This window comes from Paracidovorax wautersii, from assembly GCF_031453675.1.
Classification (GTDB): domain Bacteria; phylum Pseudomonadota; class Gammaproteobacteria; order Burkholderiales; family Burkholderiaceae_C; genus Paracidovorax.
This window is the reverse complement of record NZ_JAVIZX010000001.1, coordinates 2,597,069-2,611,682: the sequence shown is the minus strand read 5'-3', so window position 1 is coordinate 2,611,682 and position 14,614 is coordinate 2,597,069. Positions and strand designations below refer to the sequence as shown.

Sequence of the window (14,614 nt, the reverse complement as noted above, 5' to 3'; positions counted from 1 at the left end):
GACGAAAAAGACAAAGGCCCGCGCTACATTTTTTGTAGCAACGGGCCTTGGGCGCCGAACCGGGTCAGGCTTCAGACTTGTTCTTCAGCACTTGGCGGCCACGGTAGAAGCCGTTGGGGCTGATGTGGTGGCGCAGGTGCGTTTCACCGGTGGTGGTTTCCACGGCGGTGCCCGGCACCGTCAGGGCATTGTGCGAACGGTGCATGCCGCGCTTGGAGGGGGACTTTTTGTTTTGTTGAACAGCCATGATCGGCTCCTGAGTCTTGAAGGGTTGGTAAAAACGCGATCAGCCCATAAAAGACACGAGGGGGATTCGCGAGAAGCCCTCGATTATATCGCAAATGGTTTTGGAGGCCAAAGCCCCGTCTTCGAACTATGCGTCCGGCTTGTCCTTGCGCAGCGAAGCCAGGGCTGCGAAGGGGTTGGGCTTCTGGGCGTTGGCCTCTTCGAAATCCTCATCGGTGGAGGCGAGCGGCATGGCCGTGGGGCACTCTTCGTGGCGGGGCACCACGGGCAGGGCCATCAACAGTTCGTCCTCGATCAGTTCGCGCAGGTTGAATTCGCGGCTCAGGGCGAGCAGGTCTTCTTCGCTGTCGTCGTCCAGGGCCTCGGCGGTGGCCTCGTCCGCGACGAAGCGGAATTCCCGGTCCACCTCCAGCGGCACGTCGACGGTCGTCAGGCAGCGCTGGCAGGTCATGGGGAAGAGCGCGCGCACCGTCAGGTGCAGCCAGATCTGGCCGCCGATGCCGTGCGTCGCGCGGACCTCGCCATGGGCTTGCCAGTCCACCAGCAGATCGGGATGCAGCCCTTTGGCTTCGGACGCCAGCCGCTCATATTTCAGGAGCGAGTCGTGACCGGACAGGTGTGCACCGGCCTGGGCGAAGGCCTTGACGTCCAACCGGTCGGGGGAGTGTTCCTTGGTCATGCGGGCAGTGTAAGAGAATCGACGCCATGCTTGAACCGTCCTCCCTGCCCCGGCCCCTGGTACTGGGCTCGACCTCGCGCTACCGCCGCGAACTGCTGACCCGCCTGGCCCTGCCCTTCGACGTCGCCGCACCCGATGTGGATGAGACCCCCGCCGCCGGCGAGTCCCCGAAGGCGCTCGCCCTGCGCCTGGCCCTCGCCAAGGCCCGCGCCGTGGCCGCCCAGCACCCGGATGCCGTGGTGATCGGATCGGACCAGGTCGCCGACCTCGCCGGCCAGCCGCTGGGCAAGCCGGGCACCCACGAGCGCGCCACGCTCCAGTTGCAGCAGATGCGCGGCCAGACCGTGGTCTTCCAGACCGCGGTGGCCGTGGTTTGCCTGGCCACGGGCTTCGAGCAGGTGGACCTGGCGCCGGTGCGCGTGCAGTTCCGCGATCTGTCCGACCCTGAGATCGAGCGCTACCTGCGGGCCGAGCAACCCTACGACTGCGCCGGCAGTGCCAAGAGCGAGGGCCTGGGCATCGCCTTGCTCGACGCCATCGACAGCGACGACCCGACTGCCCTCGTCGGCCTGCCGCTGATCCGCACCTGCCGCATGCTGCGCGCCGCAGGATTGACGCTGCCATGAGTACCGCTGCCACCACGCCCGGCACCCTGTACCTGGTGCCCGCGCCGCTGGATTTCGGCTGTGACACCCAGACACCGCTGCAGGACGCCCTGCCCGAAGGCACCCTGCAGACCGCTGCGCGCCTGACGCACTGGATCTGCGAGAACGCCAAGAGCACGCGCGCCTATCTCAAGCGCATCGACGCCCTTCATCCGCTGGCGGCCGCGCTGCAGGCGCAGCAGATCACAGAGCTGCCGCGCGAGGTGCACAAGAAGGGCGACCACGGCGGCGCCGGCCACGCCACGTTCGACGCCCGTCCACTGCTGGCGCCAGCGCTGGCGGGCCACGCCATGGGGCTGGTGAGTGAGGCCGGCATGCCCGCCGTGGCCGATCCGGGCAGCTCGGTCGTACGGGCCGCGCACGACCTCGGCATTCCCGTCGTGCCGCTGGTGGGCCCCGTCTCTCTGCTGCTCGCGCTGGCGGCCAGCGGACTCAACGGCCAGGAGTTCGCCTTCACCGGCTACCTGCCGCAGGACGCCGGCCAGCGCACCCAGCGCATCCGCGAGCTGGAGTCGCTGGCGCTCAAGCAGGGCCAGACCCAGCTCTTCATCGAAACCCCCTACCGCAATGCCGCGCTGTGGCAGTCGCTGCTTCAGACGCTGCAGGCCAACACGCGCCTGGCGATGGCCAGCGGCATCACCCTGCCCACCGCGCGCCACGCCAGCCGCCTGGTGCGCCAGTGGCGCCAGCAGCCCGACGCGCCCGACAACCGCACGCCCACGGTATTTGCCATCGGGCGGTAACGCCTTACCCCACTGTCATGCTGCGCCGCCCACTGAACACTCTTCTTTTAATAGCTGCCAGCGCAATATCCACGGGCGCCTGGGGGCTGCAACGCTGCGAAGTGGACGGCCGCTCCGTCAATCCCTCCAACGGTGCGGAGACGGCCGGGCTGACGGGCCTGATGCGCTGCCGCGATGTGGACTCCGGCCAGCTGCAGCGCGAGCAGGAACTGCGCAATGGCCGCTTCGTCGGCCTGGAGCGCTTCTTCGACCGCGAGGGCCGGCTGCTGCGGGAGCGCACAGTCAACGAGCGCGGCAACAGCCACGGCCGCGTGGCCGAGTTCTGGCCCAGTGGGCAGCTCAAGCGGGAAGAAACCGCGGACAACGGCCGCACCCAGGGCGCCGTGCGCCGGTTCAGCGAACAGGGGCGGCTGGAACGGCTGGCCGTCCATGCCGAGGGACGCGAGCAGTTCGTCCTCGAATACAACGCCGTGGGCCAGCCGCAGCGGCTGCAGTGCCCGGCCGCCAGCCTGTTCGACGAAGACCGCCAGCCCTGCGGCTTTGCCAGTGGCGCCACCGACACGGTGCTCTACAGCGCCCGGGGCATCAAGGCGGCCCAGGTGCGCTACGACCGGGGGCGGCTACTGAGCAGCACGGTATGGGACGCGGACGGCGTCGTCACCGCGGAGCAACTGCGCGAGCAGGGCCGGCGCGTGCACCGCAGCTACAGCAACGAGGCCGGCCGGTCCGTGCTGCGCGAAGAGCGCATCTTCGACGCCGACGACCTGGCGCTGCCTGACCGCCGAGGCCCACTGGCTAGCCTGCGCCGCTGGGGTGCCTCAGGCCAGCTCACCGAACAGCGCGGCTTTGCCGGCGGCCATGAAGTGGCGCTGGAACGCTGGTACCTGAACGGCGCGCTGCGCGAGCGCTCCACGGTGCGCGGCGAAGGTGACCAGGTCCGCATCGCCCAGGAGCTGTACGGCGACGACGGCCGGCTGGCCGAGCGCCGGCAGCTGACGCGGGATCAGCAACCCACCGGGCCGCAGCAGGCCTTCCACCCCAGCGGCCGCGTCGCGCGCGAAGACACCTACGGCCCGCCCGACGCCCGGGGCCGCACGCGCCTGCTGTCGCGCAAGGAATGGGACGAGGCAGGGCAACCCACGGCAGACGACACATTCCTGGAAGACGGCTCGCGCCAGCGCAAGGCAGGCGGCCTGGCCAGCTGACGCACCCGGCGCTGCAGCAGCGCGGTCAGCGTCGCAGGTCGCGCCCCTGGACCCGGCAGACCAAGGCTCTCCATCAAAAAAGCGCAGCAACCCGAAGGCTGCTGCGCTATAGCGCGGGAGGAGTAGCCGTGCTTAGCGGATGGCCGGTGCGCTCTGCATGGTCCGCAGCGCCGTCTCGCCCATGGCGGCCCCGAACTTCTTGGCGAGGCGCTCGGCCACGTTGTCGCGGCGCGTGTAGTCGATGACTTCCTCGGCCTTGACCACTTCGCGGGCCACGTAGTCCAGGTTGCCCAGCTTGTCGGCCAGGCCCATGTCCACGGCCTGCTGGCCGGTCCAGAACAGGCCGCTGAAGGTCTCGTCGTTCACCTTCAGGCGGTCGCCGCGGCCGGCCTTGACGACGGCAATGAACTGCTGGTGGATCTGGTCGAGCATCTGCTGCGCGAAGGCGCGCTGCTTCTCGCTTTGCGGGCTGAAGGGGTCGAGGAAGCCCTTGTTCTCGCCAGCGGTCAGCAGGCGGCGTTCCACGCCCAGCTTTTCCATGGTGCCGGTGAAGCCGAAGCCGTCCATGAGCACGCCGATGCTGCCGACGATGCTGGCCTTGTCCACGAAGATCTGGTCCGCGGCGGCGGCGATGTAGTACGCGGCCGAGGCACAGGTTTCCTCGACCACGGCGTACACCCGGCTTGCCGTGCTTGGCCTTCAGCCGCACGATCTCGTCGTTGATGATGCCGGCCTGCACGGGGCTGCCGCCCGGCGAGTTGATGAGCAGCACCACGGCCTGCGAGCCCGAGTCCTCGAAGGCGCTGCGCATGGCGGCCACCACGAATTCGGCGCTCGCCTCGGCGCCCGAGGCGATCTCGCCCTTGATGTCGACCACGGCCGTGTGCGGCGTGCTCTTGCTGGCGGTGGCGGTATCGCGCGACAGCACGACCCAGGCCACGGCGATGACGATCAGCATCCACGACATGCGCATGAAGATGCGCCAGCGGCGGGCCGCGCGCTGCTCGGCCAGGGTGGACATCACCAGCTTTTCCAGCACACCGCGTTCCCAGCCGGCGGCGGGCGCGCCCGGTGCGGCCGGCGCTCCTGATTCAGGAGCTTTCTGCGCCCACAGATCGGGCGCTGGAGGCGGATTGCCACCGAAACCGGAAGGTTCGGTGCGGGTAGGTTCGGTCATGGAATCAGAACTCGACGGGTTGCAATTGGGGGGCAGTATGCCAGCGGACCCGGCCGTCCTCCTCCGTGAGGGCGATCTTTACCAGCCCGCCGCGGCAGGGACCACCCACGCACCGGCCGCTGTCCGGCCGGTAGGCGGCGCCGTGGGTGGCGCAAAGCAGCCATTCGCCGGTGTCGTCGAAGAAACGGCCCTCCTGGTAATCCATCTCCATCGGCACGTGCGTGCAGCGGTTGAGATAGGCGTGGGGCCGCCCCTCGTAGCGGATGGCGAAGGCCCGGCAGACCTGGCCGAGGTACACCACGTCGAAGGCCACGGCCGCACCGCCATTGACCAGCGCCTCGCTGGCGCAGAGGTCCAGAGCCTCGGTCGACGGCGGCGCGGGCGGGCGCGGAGGCGGCTGCATCGTCATGCCTGGGCCAGCAGACCGGCATGCAGCTCGGCCACGGAATGCGCGACGAACAAGGGCCGCAGCGCCTCGAAGCCTCCGGGCTCGTGCGCACCGTAGCTCACGCCCACGCTGGGGCAGCCGGCATTGAGCGCCATCTGCAGATCGTGCGTGGTGTCGCCGATCATCAGCACGCGCTCGGGCGGCACATCGAACTCGGCCATCAGCTCCTGCAGCATCAGGGGATGCGGCTTGCCGGCCGTCTCGTCCGCCGTGCGCGAGCCATCGAACATGCCGCGCAGCTGCACCGTGTGCAACACCTCGTCCAGGCCGCGGCGGCTCTTGCCGGTGGCCACGGCCAGCAGATGGCCGCGCGCGCGCAGGTCTTCCAGCATCGGCAGCACGCCGTCGAACAGGCTCAGGTCGCCCTGGTGGCGGATGTAGTGAAAGCCGTAGCGGCTGCGCAGCTCGGCGTGCTTTTCCACGGGCACGTCGGGGGCGGCATGCGCCAGCGCCTGCATCAGCCCCATGCCGATCACCCAGGCGGCATCCCGGTCGGACGGCACGGTGCCGCCCACGTCGCGCACGGCCTCCTGGATGCAGCGCACGATGATGGCGGTGGAGTCGTACAGGGTGCCGTCCCAGTCGAAGGCGATGAGGTCGAAACGGCGCGGGCGGGATGCGGGCATGGTCGGGTCAGGCGGAAGAAGCGATGAATTCGGACAGTTCGGGCGGCAGCTCGGCATGCAGCTCGATGCGCTGGCCCGTCGCGGGGTGGCTGAACTGTAATCGCCAGGCATGCAGGAACATGCGCTTGAGGCCGTGTTTCGGCACGCGCTTGTTCAGGTCGAAGTCGCCGTACTTGTCGTCGCCCACGATGGGGTGGCCCTGGCTGGCCAGATGCACGCGGATCTGGTGGGTGCGGCCGGTCTTGATGGTCACCTCCAGGAGCGACATGGCCGGCAGCCCCTGCCCCGGGCGGGCGGGCAGATGCGAGCGGACCTTGACCAGCGTGATGGAGCGCATGCCGTCCGGGTCGTCCGCCGTGGTGGTGCGCACGCGGCGCTCGCCGTCGGCCTGCAGGTACTTGTGCAGCGGCGTGTCGATCACCTTCTTGTTGGCCGCCCAGGTGCCGGTCACCAGCGCCAGGTAGGTCTTGCCGGTCTCGCGCTCGCGGAACTGGTCCTGCAGGTGGGTGAGTGCCGAGCGCTTCTTGGCCACCAGCAGGATGCCGGAGGTATCGCGGTCCAGGCGGTGCACCAGTTCCAGAAACTTGGCCTGGGGACGGGCCTGGCGCAACTGCTCGATCACGCCGAAGCTCACGCCGCTGCCGCCGTGCACGGCCGTGCCGGCCGGCTTGTCGATCGCGATGACGTGCTCGTCCTCCAGCAGCACGGGGAATTCACGTGCCGGGGCCGGGCGCTCGGCCTTCTCCGCCACCTTGTCGGAGATGCGCACCGGCGGAAGGCGCACCTGGTCGCCCGTCTCCACCCGCGTGTCGGCACTGGCGCGGCCCTTGTTGATGCGCACCTCGCCGCTGCGGATGATGCGGTAGACGTGGGTCTTGGGAACGCCCTTGAGATGACGTATCAGAAAGTTATCCAGACGCTGCCCGGCGGAGTCGGCATCGACTTCCACGATGCGGGCCGAGGGCAGCGGTAGCCCCGCGGCGCGGTCTGCGGCCGGTTTGGCCCCTATAATGTGTTTCACCTGCGCGATGTTGTGTAAGTGGTTGATTTGTCTGGAGTTTAGTCCACCCAGCCCTACAAGCCGCGCAGGAAGGTCGATGCCAACGGGCGTCGTGCGCGCAGATTGCAGGCCAGATGCCTGCAGGGGCCCGCACTCCACCCGTGCAGGCTGACGAATTGAAACATTGAATACGGAATTCCAAGCTGGCCTCCCCACCACGGTGCGGCATGCCAGCGGATCAAAGCGATAACTATGTGGGTGCTGATGGCTTGGATTGTGTCCCTGTGGCGGAGGCGTCAGCCTTCGGCATGGGCGGCAAATACGCCTGCAGCGCCCGTCCGGCAAGCGCTACCAGCTATATCTTTCATAGCAAATCAGTACGCTTCCCGGTTCGCCCCCATCCACGCGCCCCCACCCCGACTGCACGGCTAGCCGCTTTGCAGCCGCGGGGTTCCCCGGCCATTCCCTTCGTTTCGATCCGCCAGTCCAGGCATTCACGGCTCCTCTAGAGCCTGTCATTGGTTTGGAAATCAGCGGGACGCACGCCGCCAGCAGTCTGCGACTGCGTGCCGGCCCGCACGACAACGAAAAGGAATCGCATCATGAAGCGGATGCTCATCAACGCCACGCAAGCCGAAGAACGGCGCCTGGCCATCGTCGACGGCCAGAAGCTGCTCGACTACGAGATCGAGATCGAAGGACGCGAGCAACGCAAGGGCAACATCTACAAGGCGGTGGTGACGCGCGTCGAGCCGTCGCTGGAAGCCTGCTTCGTCGACTACGGCGAAGACCGCCACGGTTTCCTGCCGTTCAAGGAAATCTCCCGCCAGTATTTCGCCGAGGGCGTCTCCCCCAGCCAGGCCCGCATCAACGAAGTGATCCGCGAAGGCCAGGAACTACTGGTCCAGGTCGAGAAGGAAGAGCGCGGCAACAAGGGCGCTGCCTTGACCACCTTCGTGTCGCTGGCCGGCCGCTACGTGGTGCTGATGCCCAACAACCCCCGTGGCGGTGGCGTGTCGCGCCGCATTGAGGGCGAGGACCGCGCCGAGCTGAAGGAGGCGATGGACCAGCTCGAGTACCCCAAGGGCATGTCCATCATCGCGCGCACCGCCGGCATCGGCCGCTCGGCGCCCGAACTGCAGTGGGACCTGAACTACCTGCTCAAGCTGTGGAGCGCCATCGACGGCGCCGCCAAGGGCGGCAAGGGCGCCTTCCTGATCTACCAGGAATCGTCGCTCGTCATCCGCGCCATCCGCGACTACTTCAACAACGACATCGGTGACATCCTCATCGATACCGACGACATCTACGAGCAGGCGCACCAGTTCATGGCGCACGTCATGCCCGAGCATGCCGCCAAGGTAAAGCGCTACCGCGACGACGCGGCCCTGTTCAGCCGCTTCCAGATCGAGCACCAGATCGAGTCCGCCTACGCGCGCACCGTGAGCCTGCCCTCGGGCGGCGCCATCGTGATCGACCACACCGAAGCGCTGGTGTCCGTGGACGTGAACTCGGCCCGCGCCATCAAGGGCGGCGACATCGAGGAAACCGCCACCCGCACCAACCTGGAAGCGGCCGACGAAGTGGCCCGCCAGATGCGCCTGCGCGACCTGGGCGGCCTGATCGTGATCGACTTCATCGACATGGAAGAGTCGAAGAACCGCCGCGAAGTGGAAAACCGCCTGCGCGACGCGCTGCGCCAGGACCGCGCCCGCGTGCAGTTTGGCACGATCAGCAAGTTCGGCCTGATGGAAATGAGCCGCCAGCGCCTGAAGCCGGCACTCTCCGAAGGCTCGTCCATCCCCTGCCCCCGCTGCGGCGGCTCGGGCCACATCCGCGACACCGAATCCTCGGCCCTGCAGATCCTGCGGATCATTCAGGAAGAGTCCATGAAGGACAACACGGCCGCCGTGCACTGCCAGGTGCCGGTGGAAGTGGCCTCCTTCCTGCTGAACGAAAAGCGCACCGAGATCGCCAAGATCGAACTCAAGCAGCGCGTGGCCGTGCTGATGGTGCCCAACAAGACGCTGGAAACGCCCAACTACCGCCTGGAGCGCCTCAAGCACGACGACCCACGCCTGGACCACCTCGACGCGAGCTACAAGCTGGCCGAAGAGTTCGAGGACCCGACCGCCGTCACGCGCCGCTCGCAGGAGCCCACCAACAAGCAAACGCCGGTGATCAAGGGCGTGCTGCCCGATGCGCCCGCGCCCGTGGCGGAAGCGCGCCCCGAAGGCGTGGCCCGCCCGGCGCGCGCCGGCCAGCCGGCCCGCAGCGCTGCTGCGCCGGCACCGGCCCCCGTCGCACCCGCCCCGGCGCCCGTGCCGCAGGAGCAAGGCTTCTTCTCGTGGCTCAAGAGCCTGTTCGGCTTTGGCGACAAGCCGGCGGCAGCCCCCGTGGCCGCACCGGTGGCCACCCCGGCCGGCGAAGGCACGGCCGCCCGCGAGCCGCGCCGTGACGGCCGCGGCGGTGACCGTGGCCGCCGAGGCGAGCGCAATGGAGAGCGCAGCGGCGAACGCAACGGCAGCAGCCGTGACGGAGCCCGCGAAGGCAATGGCGAAGGCCGTGGCCGCCGCGGAGAGCGCTCGGGCGAAGGCCGTGGAGAAGGCCGCAACGGAGAAGGCCGCCGCAGCGAGCGCCCCGAAGGGGACAACCGCCGTGAAGGCCGCGAGAACCGTGAAGGCCGTGAAGGCCGTGAAGGCCGCAATGGCCGCGAGCGCGGTGAGCGCGGTGAATCCCGCGCACCGCTGGCTGCCGACGCCCTGGCGCCGGTGACCGCCGCTGCAGCCGCGGGCGTGGCCCTGAACGAGTCCGGCGCACCGGAAGCCCGCGCCGAGCGCGCCCCCCGCCGCGAACGCGGCGAGCGGGGTGACCGGGGCGAACGCAACGGGGAAACGGGTGGCGAACGCCGCGAACGCGGCGAACGCAACGGTGAGCGCCGTGAGCGCGCACCGCGCACCGTCGACGCCAACGCAGCAGCGCCCACCGGCGACCTCGCCGACAGCTCGCCGCTGACGGCCCTGCCCGATCTGGAACTGGGCACGGCAGAAGCCAATGGCGGCAATGGCGCGCCAGCCGCAGCGAATGGTGAAGAGCGCCGCGAGCGCCGCTCCCGCGACCGCTACGGCCGCGACCGCCGTGAACGCGGCGAGCGCGCCCCGCGCGACGAGGCAGCAGCAGCCGCCGCCAGTGCAGCGGACGCGGCAGATGCGTCCTTCGCACCGGTGACGGATGCAGTGGCCCCGGTTCCGGCACCTGCCGAGCAGGAGCCCGCACGCCGCAGCTACTTCAATGCCGCACCTGCAGCAACCCCGGTGGCTGCCCCCGCCCCGGCAGCGACCACCGTGGCCGAACCGGCTGCCGCCGTGGCTGCGGACGCCCCCGCACCGGTGCCCGCACCTGCCGCAGTGGCAACGCCGGCGCCTGCCCCCGTGGCCGCCGCTCCGGCACCGGCACCGGCACCGGCACCAGCTCCTGCTCGCGCCGTACCGGCACCGGCCCAGGCCCAGGCCGCCGCTGGCACCATGCCCCGCGTGTCGACCTTCGAGCTGCCGGTTGACAGCCTGCAGCAGATCGCGCAAGGCTCCGGCCTGCAATGGATCAACTCGGATGCCGACAAGATCGCGGCAGCGCAGGCCGCCATCGCCGCCGAGCCCCGCCCGGTGCATGTGCCGCGTGAGCGCCCCCCGGTCGTCGTGGTGGACGAAGGCCCGCTGGTGCTGGTGGAAACCCGCCGCGACCTGAGCGAGCTGAAGCTGCCCTTCGAGCAGACGCCCACCGCCTGAGGCCCCGCTGAACCCGCCCCAGAGATGCACAGCCCGCGAAGGGCTGGTTCAGCGTAGTCCGGGCAGACCGGGCACCTCCGTGCGGCCGCTGTGCCGCACGGCCCCTTCCAGCGGCCCGTCATGGGCCGCTTCCCTTTTGTGCCTACCATGGCGGGCCTGACGCCGGCGCACCGGGCGCGGCGAGCACATCGCCACCCCGCCGCATGCCGGCTTGGCAGGCTGTCACGCACCCCGCATCCGAAGGAATGATCCGCACCATGCTGTTCCTGCTGTCCCCTGCCAAGTCGCTGGACTACGACACCCCGCTGCCCGATGGGCTGCCCCACACCCTGCCCTCCTTTCCGGCCCAGACCCGGGAGCTGATCGAGGTGCTGCGCGGCCTGTCGCCGCAGCAGGTGGCCTCGCTCATGGACATCAGTGACCCGCTGGCGGCGCTGAACGTGGGCCGCTACGCCGCCTGGAGCCCGAAGTACTCGGCCCGCAATGCGCGCCAAGCCGTGCTGGCCTTCAACGGCGACGTGTACGAAGGCCTGCAGGCGCAGAGCCTCTCGCGCGCCGAGCTGGACTGGGCGCAGGAGCACATCGGCATCCTGAGCGGGCTCTACGGCGTGCTGCGGCCCCTGGACTGGATGCAGCCCTACCGGCTGGAAATGGGCACCCGGCTGGCGACGGACGCAGGCGCGAACCTCTACCAGTTCTGGGGCGCGCGCATTGCCGAGCACCTCAACGCCCGCCTGCAGGCCGACGCCACGCCGGTCATCGTCAACCTGGCCTCGCAGGAGTATTTCAAGTCGGTGGACCGCAAGGTGCTCAAGGCACGCGTGATCGACTGCGTTTTCGAGGACTGGAAGGGCGGCCAGTACAAGATCATCAGCTTCCACGCCAAGCGCGCGCGCGGGCTGATGGCCCGCTACGCCATCCAGCACGGCGTGACGACCCCGCGCAAGCTGGAGGGTTTTGACCTGGAAGGCTATGCTTTCGACGCCGCGGCCTCCTCCCCCGAGCGCCTGGTGTTCCGCCGCAAGCTGGCGGCCTGACCCCAAACGCTTTAGGCTGGCGGCTCCGGCCGCAGCCCTGGCTGCCATCCTCCCTTTACGCTCCAACGCCTGACGACGCACGCATACCGCCATGCCACCACGCACGAGCCCCTCCTCTTCCGCAGCCACCGCCTCTGCCATGGATGACCAGGCCGCCGCCCGGGCCATCACGCCCGAGCTGCGGGAATGGATCATCGCGCAGGCGCAGGCCGGCTTCACGGGGCCGGTGGTGCTTCAATCGATGCTCGACGCGGGCTGGTCGGAGGACGTGGCCACCTACGCCATGGAGCATGTGCTGCGCGCCCACCTGGACGACCTGGTCCGGGCGCGCGACGGAGGCGCTGCCGCGCCCGCAGAGGCCCCGGTCGCAGCGGCTGCTGTGGCTGCAGCGGTGGCCGTGCCCGAACCCGACCTGTCCGCCTCGCCCCTGCGCATCGACGTGGGCGACCGCGAGGTCGAGGTGCTGATGGTCATGGCGCAGCCGCGCGTGGTGCTGTTCGGCAACCTGCTGTCGCCCGAGGAATGCGACGCCATCGTGGCCGCGGCCGAGCCGCGCCTGGCCCGCTCGCTGACGGTGGCCACGCGCACCGGCGGCGAAGAGGTCAACGAAGACCGCACCAGCGACGGCATGTTCTTCCAGCGCGGCGAGAACGAGGTGGTCCGCCGCCTGGAAGAGCGCATCGCCCGGCTGGTGAACTGGCCCGTCGAGAACGGCGAGGGCCTGCAGGTGCTGCATTACCGCCCGGGCGCCGAATACAAGCCCCACTACGACTATTTCGACCCCAAGGAACCCGGCACCGCCACCATCCTGCGCCGCGGCGGCCAGCGCCTGGCCACGCTGGTAATCTACCTGAACGAGCCCGAGCAAGGCGGCGGCACCGTGTTCCCCGATGCCCACCTGGAGGTGGCTCCGCGGCGCGGCAACGCGGTGTTCTTCAGCTACGACCGAGCCGATCCCAGCACCGGCACGCTGCACGGCGGATCGCCGGTGCGGGCGGGCTCGAAGTGGATCGCCACCAAGTGGCTGCGCGAACGCGAATTCCAGTGACACGCCGCGCGGCTGCAGTGCTCTTTGCCACGGCTCCGTCACCCACCGGATCCGAGCCCGGGGTTCCTCCCCTCAGCCGGCGGGCGGTGCGGGTTCTCGAAGATGTCCTCGACCGGCCGGCCGAACACCACACTGATGCGGTAGGCCAGGTCCAACGAAGGATCGTGCTTCTCCACCTCCAGCGCATTCACGGCCTGGCGGGAGACGGCCAGGCGCTCGGCGAGCTGGGCCTGCGTCCAGCCGGCTTCGGCGCGCAGCACACGTAAGCGGTTCTTCATCGGCCCACTCAGCGGCTGGAGCGCACAAAGGGCCACACCACGGCCGAGACGGCCCAGAACAGCGGAAAGATCAGCCAGGCGCTCAGGTGCGGCGCATTGGCATAGCTCTCGCCAAAGCCCCAGGCCGTGCACACCACCATGACCACGCCGGCACTCCAGATGACGCGCTTGGCCCACAGCACGCGCAGGAACTCATCGCTGTCCACGATCAACCGCAGCAAGGCCCAGGCCTGGCCCGCGATCGGCAGCGCCACCGCCAGTGCCAGCACCCAGCCCGTCGGCGTGCCGATCCACGCATCGAAGACGCCGAAGATCGCGGCCATGTTCAGCAGGCAATAGGCGGCCATGAAGCCCATTGTGCGCACCACATAGCGCCGGGTAGATGAAGAAACAGCCGCAGAACGCGGCGAGGCAAGAACAGACATCGGCAACTCCATGTAAGGTTGACGTGACTTTATCGATGTCATGTTTACTTGTCAAATAGTCAAGAAAACCATTCTTTTCGCGACCGGCGCAATGCCCTCGGCAGGCATGCTCACGTAACGGAGACGCACGCCATTGAGCGGCAAGCTGCGCTCAAGGCAGGTCTCAACGACAATGGCGACCCGACGGCCACGCGAGTTGCAGACACCTCGGATGTGGCCCAGCGTGACTCACGTTGCACGGGAGAAGCGGCAGATCTGCCGCAATTACGCCATCCCGGCCCCCCCTTTGCCGGGCCGTCCCCTTTTCTTCAGCCATTGCCGGCCTTCACCCGATCCCGCTCCATGAACACCCCAGAACAATCCCAGCTCGGCAAGTCCTCGGCCTATGTGGACCAGTACGACGCCTCGCTGCTCTTTCCCATTCCGCGCGTCGGCAAGCGGGCCGAGATCGGCATCGACGGCCAGGCGCCCTTCTTCGGCGCCGACCTGTGGACGGCCTTCGAGCTGTCGTGGCTGAATGCGCGCGGCAAGCCGCAGGTGGCGATCGCGCACATCACCGTGCCCTGCGAGACGCCCAACATCATCGAGAGCAAGTCGTTCAAGCTCTACCTCAACAGCTTCAACAACACGCGCTTCGCCGATGCGGCCGAGGTGCAGGCGCGCCTGCGGGCCGACCTGAGCGAGGCCGCCTGGCGCGGCGCGGCGCAGGCGTCCAGCGTGGGCGTGAAGCTGCTGCTGCCCGAGCTGTTCGACCGCGAGCCCGTGCACGAGCTGGACGGCCTGCTGCTCGACCGGCTGGACGTGGAGTGCACGCAGTACACGCCCGCGCCCGAACTGCTCAAAGCCAACCACACCGACGCGCCCGTCACCGAGACGCTGGTCAGCCACCTGCTCAAGAGCAACTGCCTGGTCACCGGCCAGCCGGACTGGGGCAGCGTGCAGATCCGCTACAGCGGCCCGCAGATCGACCAGGAAGGGCTGCTGAAATACCTGGTGAGCTTTCGCAACCACAACGAATTCCACGAGCAGTGCGTGGAGCGCATCTTCATGGACGTGTGGACGCGCTGCCAACCCATCAAGCTGGCCGTGTACGCCCGCTACACGCGCCGCGGCGGGCTGGACATCAACCCGCTGCGCACCAGCCACCCGCAGCAGTTGCCGGCCAACGTGCGAACGGCGCGGCAGTAACCGGTGCGCTGCGGGTTACTTCAAAAAAGAGAGCGCACTGCGCTTGATGTGCGAAGGTTTCAAT

General features: G+C 68.8%; 14 protein-coding genes and 1 pseudogene. 7 read left to right on the top strand and 8 right to left on the bottom strand.

Annotated elements, in window-relative coordinates:
• Positions 1 to 64: 64 nt before the first annotated feature.
• Both rpmF and QE399_RS11765 read right to left on the bottom strand, forming a co-directional pair.
• Complete coding sequence (gene rpmF / locus QE399_RS11770; protein ID WP_309828967.1) at positions 65 to 247, bottom strand: 50S ribosomal protein L32; 183 nt, start codon at positions 245 to 247, stop codon at positions 65 to 67.
• A gap of 126 nt (positions 248 to 373) precedes the next feature.
• Positions 374 to 925, bottom strand: coding sequence for a YceD family protein (locus QE399_RS11765; protein WP_309828965.1), 552 nt, complete (start codon positions 923 to 925; stop codon positions 374 to 376).
• Positions 926 to 951: 26 nt separating this feature from the next.
• On the opposite strand from QE399_RS11765, the gene QE399_RS11760 reads away from it, so the two are divergent.
• Genes QE399_RS11760 through QE399_RS11750 form a run of 3 tightly spaced genes read left to right on the top strand, consistent with a single transcriptional unit; the run spans position 952 to position 3,538 of the window.
• Positions 952 to 1,551, top strand: coding sequence for a Maf family nucleotide pyrophosphatase (locus tag QE399_RS11760; protein ID WP_309828963.1), 600 nt, complete (start codon positions 952 to 954; stop codon positions 1,549 to 1,551).
• The gene (locus QE399_RS11755; RefSeq protein WP_309828961.1) at positions 1,548 to 2,333 is read left to right on the top strand and encodes an SAM-dependent methyltransferase; all 786 of its coding nucleotides are present in this window, start codon (positions 1,548 to 1,550) and stop codon (positions 2,331 to 2,333) included. Before QE399_RS11760 ends, QE399_RS11755 begins: the two co-directional genes overlap by 4 nt.
• A gap of 17 nt (positions 2,334 to 2,350) precedes the next feature.
• Positions 2,351 to 3,538 carry a toxin-antitoxin system YwqK family antitoxin gene (locus QE399_RS11750; RefSeq protein WP_309828959.1) on the top strand — a complete coding sequence of 396 codons (1,188 nt, stop codon included), beginning with the start codon at positions 2,351 to 2,353 and terminating at the stop codon, positions 3,536 to 3,538.
• A gap of 132 nt (positions 3,539 to 3,670) precedes the next feature.
• Here QE399_RS11750 and QE399_RS11745 read toward each other — a convergent pair.
• From QE399_RS11745 to QE399_RS11730, 4 genes and pseudogenes are all read right to left on the bottom strand, one after another.
• A pseudogene (locus tag QE399_RS11745) lies at positions 3,671 to 4,715 on the bottom strand (S49 family peptidase).
• Between the two features lie 4 nt (positions 4,716 to 4,719).
• Positions 4,720 to 5,118 carry a Rieske (2Fe-2S) protein gene (locus tag QE399_RS11740; protein ID WP_309828956.1) on the bottom strand — a complete coding sequence of 133 codons (399 nt, stop codon included), beginning with the start codon at positions 5,116 to 5,118 and terminating at the stop codon, positions 4,720 to 4,722.
• Positions 5,119 to 5,120: 2 nt separating this feature from the next.
• Positions 5,121 to 5,789, bottom strand: coding sequence for an HAD family hydrolase (locus QE399_RS11735; protein WP_309828954.1), 669 nt, complete (start codon positions 5,787 to 5,789; stop codon positions 5,121 to 5,123).
• 7 nt (positions 5,790 to 5,796) lie between these two features.
• A complete protein-coding gene (locus QE399_RS11730; protein ID WP_309828952.1) occupies positions 5,797 to 6,810 on the bottom strand; it encodes an RluA family pseudouridine synthase in 1,014 nt (337 codons plus the stop codon).
• 581 nt (positions 6,811 to 7,391) lie between these two features.
• Here QE399_RS11730 and QE399_RS11725 point away from each other — a divergent pair.
• The 3 genes from QE399_RS11725 to QE399_RS11715 all read left to right on the top strand — a co-directional run bounded on the left by QE399_RS11725 (position 7,392) and on the right by QE399_RS11715 (position 12,659).
• Positions 7,392 to 10,574: an Rne/Rng family ribonuclease gene (locus QE399_RS11725; protein ID WP_309828951.1), complete on the top strand. Its 3,183-nt coding sequence runs from the start codon at positions 7,392 to 7,394 to the stop codon at positions 10,572 to 10,574.
• 257 nt (positions 10,575 to 10,831) lie between these two features.
• Complete coding sequence (yaaA, locus tag QE399_RS11720; protein ID WP_309832053.1) at positions 10,832 to 11,611, top strand: peroxide stress protein YaaA; 780 nt, start codon at positions 10,832 to 10,834, stop codon at positions 11,609 to 11,611.
• 139 nt (positions 11,612 to 11,750) lie between these two features.
• Positions 11,751 to 12,659, top strand: coding sequence for a 2OG-Fe(II) oxygenase (locus QE399_RS11715; RefSeq protein WP_309832051.1), 909 nt, complete (start codon positions 11,751 to 11,753; stop codon positions 12,657 to 12,659).
• A 38-nt stretch (positions 12,660 to 12,697) separates the two neighbouring features.
• Here the strand turns inward: QE399_RS11715 and QE399_RS11710 are convergent, their stop codons facing one another.
• Positions 12,698 to 12,937 carry a helix-turn-helix transcriptional regulator gene (locus QE399_RS11710; RefSeq protein ID WP_309828950.1) on the bottom strand — a complete coding sequence of 80 codons (240 nt, stop codon included), beginning with the start codon at positions 12,935 to 12,937 and terminating at the stop codon, positions 12,698 to 12,700.
• 8 nt (positions 12,938 to 12,945) lie between these two features.
• A complete protein-coding gene (locus QE399_RS11705) occupies positions 12,946 to 13,362 on the bottom strand; it encodes a hypothetical protein (RefSeq protein ID WP_309828948.1) in 417 nt (138 codons plus the stop codon).
• Between the two features lie 342 nt (positions 13,363 to 13,704).
• Between QE399_RS11705 and queF the strand changes: the two genes are divergently transcribed.
• Positions 13,705 to 14,550, top strand: coding sequence for an NADPH-dependent 7-cyano-7-deazaguanine reductase QueF (queF, locus tag QE399_RS11700; RefSeq protein ID WP_309828946.1), 846 nt, complete (start codon positions 13,705 to 13,707; stop codon positions 14,548 to 14,550).
• Positions 14,551 to 14,614: the final 64 nt, after the last annotated feature.

Excerpts from the sequence above, each read along its gene's own strand:
- rpmF (WP_309828967.1), bottom strand. The coding sequence starts at position 247 with ATGGCTGTTCAACAAAACAAAAAGTCCCCCTCCAAGCGCGGCATGCAC.
- QE399_RS11765 (WP_309828965.1), bottom strand. The coding sequence starts at position 925 with ATGACCAAGGAACACTCCCCCGACCGGTTGGACGTCAAGGCCTTCGCC.
- QE399_RS11760 (WP_309828963.1), top strand. The coding sequence starts at position 952 with ATGCTTGAACCGTCCTCCCTGCCCCGGCCCCTGGTACTGGGCTCGACC.
- QE399_RS11755 (WP_309828961.1), top strand. The coding sequence starts at position 1,548 with ATGAGTACCGCTGCCACCACGCCCGGCACCCTGTACCTGGTGCCCGCG.
- QE399_RS11750 (WP_309828959.1), top strand. The coding sequence starts at position 2,351 with ATGCTGCGCCGCCCACTGAACACTCTTCTTTTAATAGCTGCCAGCGCA.
- QE399_RS11740 (WP_309828956.1), bottom strand. The coding sequence starts at position 5,118 with ATGCAGCCGCCTCCGCGCCCGCCCGCGCCGCCGTCGACCGAGGCTCTG.
- QE399_RS11735 (WP_309828954.1), bottom strand. The coding sequence starts at position 5,789 with ATGCCCGCATCCCGCCCGCGCCGTTTCGACCTCATCGCCTTCGACTGG.
- QE399_RS11725 (WP_309828951.1), top strand. The coding sequence starts at position 7,392 with ATGAAGCGGATGCTCATCAACGCCACGCAAGCCGAAGAACGGCGCCTG.
- yaaA (WP_309832053.1), top strand. The coding sequence starts at position 10,832 with ATGCTGTTCCTGCTGTCCCCTGCCAAGTCGCTGGACTACGACACCCCG.
- QE399_RS11715 (WP_309832051.1), top strand. The coding sequence starts at position 11,751 with ATGGATGACCAGGCCGCCGCCCGGGCCATCACGCCCGAGCTGCGGGAA.
- QE399_RS11710 (WP_309828950.1), bottom strand. The coding sequence starts at position 12,937 with ATGAAGAACCGCTTACGTGTGCTGCGCGCCGAAGCCGGCTGGACGCAG.
- QE399_RS11705 (WP_309828948.1), bottom strand. The coding sequence starts at position 13,362 with ATGTCTGTTCTTGCCTCGCCGCGTTCTGCGGCTGTTTCTTCATCTACC.
- queF (WP_309828946.1), top strand. The coding sequence starts at position 13,705 with ATGAACACCCCAGAACAATCCCAGCTCGGCAAGTCCTCGGCCTATGTG.